This is a genomic window from Microcoleus sp. Pol11C3 (genome assembly GCF_036701485.1).
In the GTDB taxonomy this organism is placed as follows: domain Bacteria; phylum Cyanobacteriota; class Cyanobacteriia; order Cyanobacteriales; family Microcoleaceae; genus Microcoleus.
Genome location: NZ_JAUBQW010000013.1, coordinates 67,987 through 75,228 on the forward strand (window position 1 = coordinate 67,987; position 7,242 = coordinate 75,228).

Annotated in this window: 8 protein-coding genes and 1 pseudogene; 5 read left to right on the plus strand and 4 right to left on the minus strand. The window is 46.4% G+C overall.

The annotated features are described in order from the left end of the window. The first annotated feature begins 52 nt into the window (after window positions 1-52). Entirely contained in the window at window positions 53-436 is a 384-nt protein-coding gene (locus tag QUA40_RS05800) for an endonuclease domain-containing protein (RefSeq protein WP_333122665.1), read from the plus strand. Window positions 437-634: 198 nt separating this feature from the next. Continuing rightward, window positions 635-1,375, plus strand: a complete 741-nt coding sequence (locus tag QUA40_RS05805; protein ID WP_333122668.1) for an HAD family hydrolase — start codon at window positions 635-637, stop codon at window positions 1,373-1,375. Between the two features lie 46 nt (window positions 1,376-1,421). Here the strand turns inward: QUA40_RS05805 and QUA40_RS05810 are convergent, their stop codons facing one another. Beyond that, entirely contained in the window at window positions 1,422-1,913 is a 492-nt protein-coding gene (locus QUA40_RS05810) for an N-acetyltransferase family protein (RefSeq protein WP_333122671.1), read from the minus strand. 60 nt (window positions 1,914-1,973) lie between these two features. Beyond that, a pseudogene (locus QUA40_RS05815) lies at window positions 1,974-2,240 on the minus strand (tRNA (adenosine(37)-N6)-threonylcarbamoyltransferase complex transferase subunit TsaD); the annotation flags it as partial. 195 nt (window positions 2,241-2,435) lie between these two features. Here QUA40_RS05815 and QUA40_RS05820 point away from each other — a divergent pair. The 3 genes from QUA40_RS05820 (at window position 2,436) to ccmS (ending at window position 5,604) form a co-directional block, all read left to right on the plus strand. Continuing rightward, window positions 2,436-3,101 carry an RtcB family protein gene (locus QUA40_RS05820; RefSeq protein WP_333122691.1) on the plus strand — a complete coding sequence of 222 codons (666 nt, stop codon included), beginning with the start codon at window positions 2,436-2,438 and terminating at the stop codon, window positions 3,099-3,101. A 102-nt stretch (window positions 3,102-3,203) separates the two neighbouring features. Further along, window positions 3,204-5,000, plus strand: coding sequence for an ABC transporter ATP-binding protein (locus QUA40_RS05825; RefSeq protein WP_333122674.1), 1,797 nt, complete (start codon window positions 3,204-3,206; stop codon window positions 4,998-5,000). 169 nt (window positions 5,001-5,169) lie between these two features. Next, window positions 5,170-5,604 carry a beta-carboxysome assembly chaperone CcmS gene (gene ccmS, locus QUA40_RS05830; RefSeq protein WP_333122677.1) on the plus strand — a complete coding sequence of 145 codons (435 nt, stop codon included), beginning with the start codon at window positions 5,170-5,172 and terminating at the stop codon, window positions 5,602-5,604. A 75-nt stretch (window positions 5,605-5,679) separates the two neighbouring features. Here ccmS and QUA40_RS05835 read toward each other — a convergent pair whose 3' ends face one another. Beyond that, window positions 5,680-5,901: a HEAT repeat domain-containing protein gene (locus tag QUA40_RS05835; RefSeq protein WP_333122679.1), complete on the minus strand. Its 222-nt coding sequence runs from the start codon at window positions 5,899-5,901 to the stop codon at window positions 5,680-5,682. 185 nt (window positions 5,902-6,086) lie between these two features. Then, window positions 6,087-7,242, minus strand: a 1,156-nt coding sequence (locus tag QUA40_RS05840) for a HEAT repeat domain-containing protein (protein ID WP_333122681.1), incomplete at its 5' end; no start/stop codon positions are given.

Sequence of the window (7,242 nt, forward strand, 5' to 3'; positions counted from 1 at the left end):
GAAGAGTCTTGTCCCCTCCTTAAGAAGGGGGGAGCGATCCGAGATTAGGAGGATGATGACCAAATTAAACGACTCGAATTTCCACCTACCTTACAACCCAAAACTCATCCCTATCGCCAAGGAACTTCGGAAAAATCCAACTCCAGCCGAAAAGAAACTTTGGGAAGATTTTCTGAGAAATTTCCCTTTTAGAGTTTTGAGACAGCGACCGATCGACAATTTTATTGTAGATTTTTATTGTGCTGCTTTAAGATTGGTAATTGAGGTTGATGGCGAGAGTCATTTTACTGAACAGGGGAAACAATATGATGCGGAAAGAACAGGGATTTTCGAGGGGTATGGACTGCAACTTGTCAGGTTTACGAATGTTGATGTCTTGCAGTGTTTTGAGGGAGTTTGTCAGGAGTTGTTGGGTGCGTGCGATCGTCATTCTTAAGGCCAGATATCCCCTAAGCCTCCTTAATAAGGGGGGGGACAAGAGTACGATATATCTCGTAATAGTTAAGGTCAGATCCCCCCTAGCCCCCCTTAATAAGGGGGGGACAAGAGAGTTATGTTGCGCTAAAAACAATTGCCAAAAATAGCGCAATATGGGAAGATAGAAAAAAATATAAAAATTACGGAGTTCAGATTCTTGGTAACTATTAAATGTCGGGGCATTACCTTCTCGAATATCCAAGCCGTAATCTTTGATAAAGACGGCACTCTAGAGGATTCTCAAGAATTTTTGAGACTGTTGGGGATGAAGCGAGCGCGCCTCGCAGACGCTCAAATTCCGGGCGTTGGAGAGCCTTTACAAATGGCTTTCGGCATCGAAGGCGGCAGCATTGACCCTACGGGCTTGCTAGCAGTCGGTAGTCGTAGGGAAAATGAGATTGTGGCAGCGGGATACATCGCCGAAACCGGCAGGGGATGGCTGGAATCTTTAACTATTGCGCGCCGCGCTTTTGACGAAGCTGACGAAATGTTTAAAAATAGTGCTGTTTCTCCTTTATTTGTCGGCAGTTTGGAAGTGCTGAAATATCTTTCGGAAGCGGGTTTAAAACTGGGAATTCTTTCGGCGGCTACAACAGAATCGGTGCAGAAATTTGTGAAACACCACGCATTAGCCGAGTGGATTCAGTTAGAAATGGGAGTTGATTCAACGGTTCATAAACCCGATCCGAAATTGTTTTGGCAAGCTTGTGAGAAACTGGGAGTAAATCCCGCAGCAACTTTGATGGTAGGAGATTCAGCGGGCGATATTCAGATGGGTAAAAATGCGGGCGCGGCTGGCTGTATCGGGATTTGTTGGGGAAAAGCCCAGGTTAGTCATTTGGAAAATGCTGATGTGGCGATCGCATCTTTGGATGAAATTAAAATTTTAGCAGATTGAGCAAACATCACATCAATTCCGGTGCCACCGGAATTGATATCAGTTCCTACAGACAACGCAAACCCAGAATTACGACATCTCTTTCCACGCCGTCAAGTTCGGCAACTTGTGGCAGATATCCCCACTGCTGAAAGCCAAATTTCTCAAACAATCTTACACTCGGCTGATTGTGAGCAAAAATTATTCCTATTAGAGTTTTAAGCTTCAATTCTGGACTCCGCACAATTGCCGATTGCAATAATTTTTGTCCAATTCCGCAGCGTTGGCGATCGGGTGCGACGTAGATGCTAACTTCTGCTGTATGCTGATAGGCAGCGCGTCCGTAGAAAATCTGAAAACTCAGCCAGCCAACAATATTTTGTTCTGATTCCATTACCCAAATCGGCCAGGAATTGGGCGAGTGTTCTCTGTACCACGGAAGGCGGCTTTCTACTGAGACTGGTTTTAAATCTGCTGTGGCCATTCTGCCCGGGATTGCTGTGTTATATATTTGGACAATTGCTGGCAAATCGCTTTCTTCTGCGTCGCGGATTTTCATCGTTTGCTTGACTGTTGACTGTTGACTGTTGACTGTTAACTAATGAGTAATCACTAATAACTAATGACTATTGTACAGTTCCATAATATCGCTGAGTGCCATCCGCGAATTTGCTCCCAAAGTCAGTGGCGATGTGTGTCCTCGCTGCAAGTGTTCTGCAGCCGCACAGCCAATCATTGCTGCGTTGTCTGTACAATATTTTAATGGGGGAAACAATACTCGCAAATTGTTTTTGGCTGCTGCTGCTTGTAAGTGTTTTCGGAGTCCGCTGTTTGCTGCCACTCCGCCACCGACTACAATAGTGGTAAGCCCGAAATTTACGGCGCAGTCGTTTCCCTACTCTTATACACTCTGATTTTGTAAGGAAACAACACTGTTGTATCCTGATTTTTTCAGTTGACTATTGACTGTTGACTGTTGACCAGGGATAGCGACCTCTACCAGGAAGGAAGAGGATTGGAGTAATAGACCTCTTGCGAAAGTCTCAGGCGAGCGCTAATTTGTCTTCAAAGAAAGTTCATAATTCACTCCGGTTCGCGGAATGTCGGCAAATATATCGGCGGAATGTGGCGCGATCGAGCTGGCGACACCTGGCCGAAAACTCTGAAACATCCTGAATCCCGGCTTTTCCCGCTGTCTGTCGCAGCAAATCCCCAACTTGTGAACAGCTACCTGCAAGCGGAAGCAACCGCCGCTAACTACGGTTTTGTCAATCGTTTGTTGCTAGCAGAACTTCTGCGACTGCGTTTGCGGCAAGTTTTCGGCGATGTGGAAGCTCCCTTAGTATACGATTTGCCTCACAATATCACTTTAGCTGAAGGTCCCGGCTGGGTAAGGCGCAAAGGTGCTTGTCCCGCACATTCTGGTCAGCCTGTAATTGTACCGGGTTCGATGGGCGCGCCGTCTTATTTGCTGGTTGGGAAGGGGAACGATCGATTTTTGCGATCGGCCTCTCATGGTGCAGGAAGGGCGCGATCGCGCTTCGATATGAGTCGCAAAGGTACTGACAAAACTGACTCCGCTTTGGGATTAACGGGCGTAGATTGCATTACCTGGCGCGAAGAACGCAGAATTGAAGAAGCACCGGCCGCTTACAAGCCAATTCAACCAGTAATTGACGTTCAGGTTGAGGCGCAAATAGTTGGTGTAGTCGCTAAAATAAAGCCAGTGTTAACGTTTAAAGCCTAGGAACGGGGGTTTTGAGAATTTAAAATTAAACAAGGGTAAGGTGCGCGCCGAGCACCCTACTAATTTTTAATTCTCGGCCCTATTTCCGATGCCCCATGCCCTATGAATGATTCTCAAGCATCACCAAATCCATCAAAACCTGTCCATCCCCTAAAGAGGCTGCTGAAGTACGGGCGCCGCTACCGCCTGAAAGCTTGGCTGGCAAGTATCTGTTCGCTGCTGAATAAATTCTTTGATTTAGCGCCGCCAGCATTAATCGGTATTGCCGTTGATGTGGTGGTGAAACAGCAAGATTCTATCCTCGCTCAGTGGGGCATAAAAGATGTCTTTTGGCAACTGGCAATTATCACTATTTTGAGCGCGATTGTTTGGACTTTGGAATCTATTTTTGAATATGCTTATGATTATTTGTGGCGCAATTTGGCTCAGGATATTGAACACGATTTGCGTCTGGAAGCTTACAGTCATTTGCAGGAATTAGAATTAGCTTATTTTGAAGAACGCAGCACGGGCGGTTTGATTTCTATTCTCAATGATGATATCAATCAACTGGAACGTTTTTTGGACGACGGCGCTAATGAGGTAATTCAGGTAATTACAACGGTTATTGTGATTGGCGCAGCTTTTTTTGCTGCATCTCCCGGTGTTGCTGGACTATCAATGCTGCCCATACCTTTTATTATTTGGGGTTCGATCGCCTTTCAAAATCGCCTTGCTCCTTTCTATGCTGATGTGCGGGAAAAGGTAAGTTTTCTGAACGGGCAACTGTCGAATAATTTGATGGGAATTACTACTATTAAAAGTTTCACTGCCGAAGATTATGAAATTCAGCGCATCGAAACACAAAGCCAAGCTTACCGCGAAAGCAACCGACGGGCGATCGCACTTTCGGCAGCTTTTATTCCGCTGATTCGGGTTGTGATTTTCTTGGGGTTTATTGCAACACTATTTCTGGGCGGTTTGGAGGTGGTGGCGGGCCGGTTGTCTGTGGGAACTTACAGCGTTTTGGTGTTTTTGACCCAGCGGTTGCTGTGGCCGCTGACTCGCCTGGGAGATACTCTGGATCAATACCAGCGCGCCATGGCTTCTACTAATCGGGTGATGAATTTGTTGGATACTCCGATCGCAATTCACACGGGTGATATTCGGCGGCCGGTTAGTTCGATTAAGGGTGAGTTGGAATTTAAAAATGTTACCTTTTCTTATAATCAAAGAAAACCGATTTTGCAGTATTTTTCTTTGACTCTGCCGGCGGGAAAAACTACTGCGATTGTTGGGGCTACTGGTTCGGGCAAAAGTACCTTGGTGAAGCTAATATTGAGGCTGTACGAGGTACAGCATGGCAATATTTATCTCGACGGTATAGAATTAAATAACCTGAATTTAAAAGATTTGCGGAGAGCGATCGGATTGGTGAGTCAAGATGTGTTTTTGTTTCACGGTACGGTGGCAGAAAATATTGCTTACGGCAGTTTTGAGGCAAGCAATCGAGAGATAGTAAATGCTGCGAAAATTGCAGAAGCGCACGAGTTTATCGCCCAATTGCCGGACGGTTACAACACTATTGTAGGGGAACGCGGTCAAAAATTGTCGGGGGGACAGCGGCAGCGAATTGCAATTGCGAGGGCTGTTTTGAAGAATCCGCCGATTTTGATTCTTGACGAAGCTACTTCAGCGGTGGATAACGAGACTGAGGCGGCAATTCAGCGATCGCTCGAACGGATTACCAAGAATCGCACTACAATTGCGATCGCCCACCGTCTTTCTACTGTCCGCAATGCCGATTGCATCTGTGTCATGGAAGAGGGGCTAGTGGTAGAATCGGGGCAGCACGAACAACTGATCGAACAGGACGGAATTTATGCGGCGCTCTGGCGCGTGCAATCTGGTATAAGATAGAAACGCAGCGGTTTTGGGTAATTGGGAATTGCTAATTTGTAATTGGGGATGGGCCATTGGGCATGGGTAACTAATGACAACAGTCAACAGTCAACTGCCAACTGCCAACTGCCAACTGCTAACTGACAACTGACTGTAAAATATTAGTTTATACAAACAAGAAGAGAAAATGTTTCTATTTGATAGCCCTGAGTCCAAACCCAACGAAAATAGCTGGAGCCGCAAGTTAGATAAATTTGTGAAAGCTAATCAACATGAATTGGCTGCTTTGGCTTGGGGGCTATTTCTGGAAAGGGGAGAGGAAAGCGAGGAGGTTTTGGCAATTGATATTGCAGAAACTGCGCGTTTTGTGTATTGTACGAAAGAGGCGGTTGAGGAGTTGAACCGTCAAGTTAAAAGTCATATTCAGGAAGTTGTAGGTGTGTTGAACGCTCACAAACCTGAGAAAGAAGTGGCGATTTTGGCGATCGGTGAAGGTCAAATTAAGTTGATTCTTTTTGAACCTAAGCCTGAACCTCCTGTTTGTTTTGAGGAAGCGGCAACAGATGTTGATACTTTGTTGGCTAAGCTGGAACAGCAGATGGTTGAATGTATGAAAGGATAAGATTACTCAGATATTGAAATCGCGTCTACACAAAGGAAGTCCGAGCAGAGGGGGACTAAGAAATGAAAGGAGTATTTAAGCCTCATTTAGTATCAGTTGTCCGAGGGCTGGGATGACGCTGGAACGGACTTCTGGCGAGGTGTCTTTGAAGGCTTTAACTAATATGGGCGGCATCGCGACATCTCCTATTTTTCCCAGTGATTCTGCTGCTTTCGCCCTGACAGCGGGGCGGGCATCCTCTAGGGCGGTGCAGAAGGTGTCTAGCACCATCTGATAGTATGCGGGATTTTGAATCATGCTGTCAGCCTCCGGTTTGCATAGAGCTTACTGCTGTTTTATTTTACCTCTTGCATCTCTGTCAGGAACAGGCTTTTCGGCCTGTTCCACAAAGAGTAAATTTTCTTGTGGGGTGGGCGTCTCGCCCGCCCTGAAAGCTTTATTAAAAATGTTGCAATATTTCAGCAAACTTTTGGGTTGGCTGGCTAGTTCACGTCTTCGGATATGCCTTCGACGAAGCCAACGCCTGCTTTGCCCCAGACGCTTGATTCGGCGAAGTGTTCGCCAACTTTCACCGCTGCATTTTTGCCACCGTTGTAAAGCCGTTTGAGGCTGATTAGGTTTTTCCACTCGATACGTTTTTGCTCTTTGATTTCCTTAAATTCTGCATCAATAATCTTGCGTGCTAGTTGCTCGTCTTGCACTTCTGTATGCTTTTTTTCTAATGCCTGGATGATTTGCACTACTGCATTCAGTGCAGCTTCAGGGGAGGATTGCTGGGCGGCGATGGTGATATTTTTGGCTTGATTGCCGTGGTTATCTCCGAAGTTTAAAGGGGCGTGGAAATTAGAATTGGAGAAGTTTTGGGTGGGTTTATCAGACATTTCTTTTGTTGTTATGTAGATTTGCTTAGTGGTTTCGTCAATGTTAGCAAGGATCTCGTTTGGTTGGGGTGGTCTGGCTGGGTGCGGTGCTAGGGACAACTCACGTATCGGGTAGTTGTAGTATTTGCAGGCGGCTTGGATGACGAGGATGAGGCGGTGAAATTCTTTGCCGGATTCGGAGGGGATTAAGGTAAGGAGGTGGGGGAGATGGGGGGCGACTTTCTCTGCGTGCTGCTTAGCGATTGTGCCTAAGGCATCTGCGGCGCTACTACGCACATCGGACTCTGAATGTTCAACGAGTTTAAGTAATCCCGGAATCGCCTTTTCGTCACCGATTTTGCCTAAGGCATCTGCCGCCATCCTACGCACAAAATAGTCTGAATCTTCAACGAGTTTAAGTAATACCGGAATCGACTTTTCGTCACCGATCTTGCCTAAGGCATCTGCTGCGCTACTACGCACATCAGACTCTGAATCTTCAACGAGTTTAAGTAATACCGGAATCGCCTTTTCGTCACCGATCTTGCCTAAGGCATCTGCCGCGCTCCTACGCACAAAATAGTCTGAATCTTCAACGAGTTTAAGTAATCCCGGAATCGCCTTTTCGTCACCGATTTGGCCTAAGGCATCTGCCGCGCTCCTACGCACAAAATAGTCTGAATCTTCAAGGAGTTTAAGTAATCCCGGAATCGCCTTTTCGTCACCGATTTTTCCTAAGGCATGTGCCGCGCTCCAACGCACAGAAGAGTGTGAATCT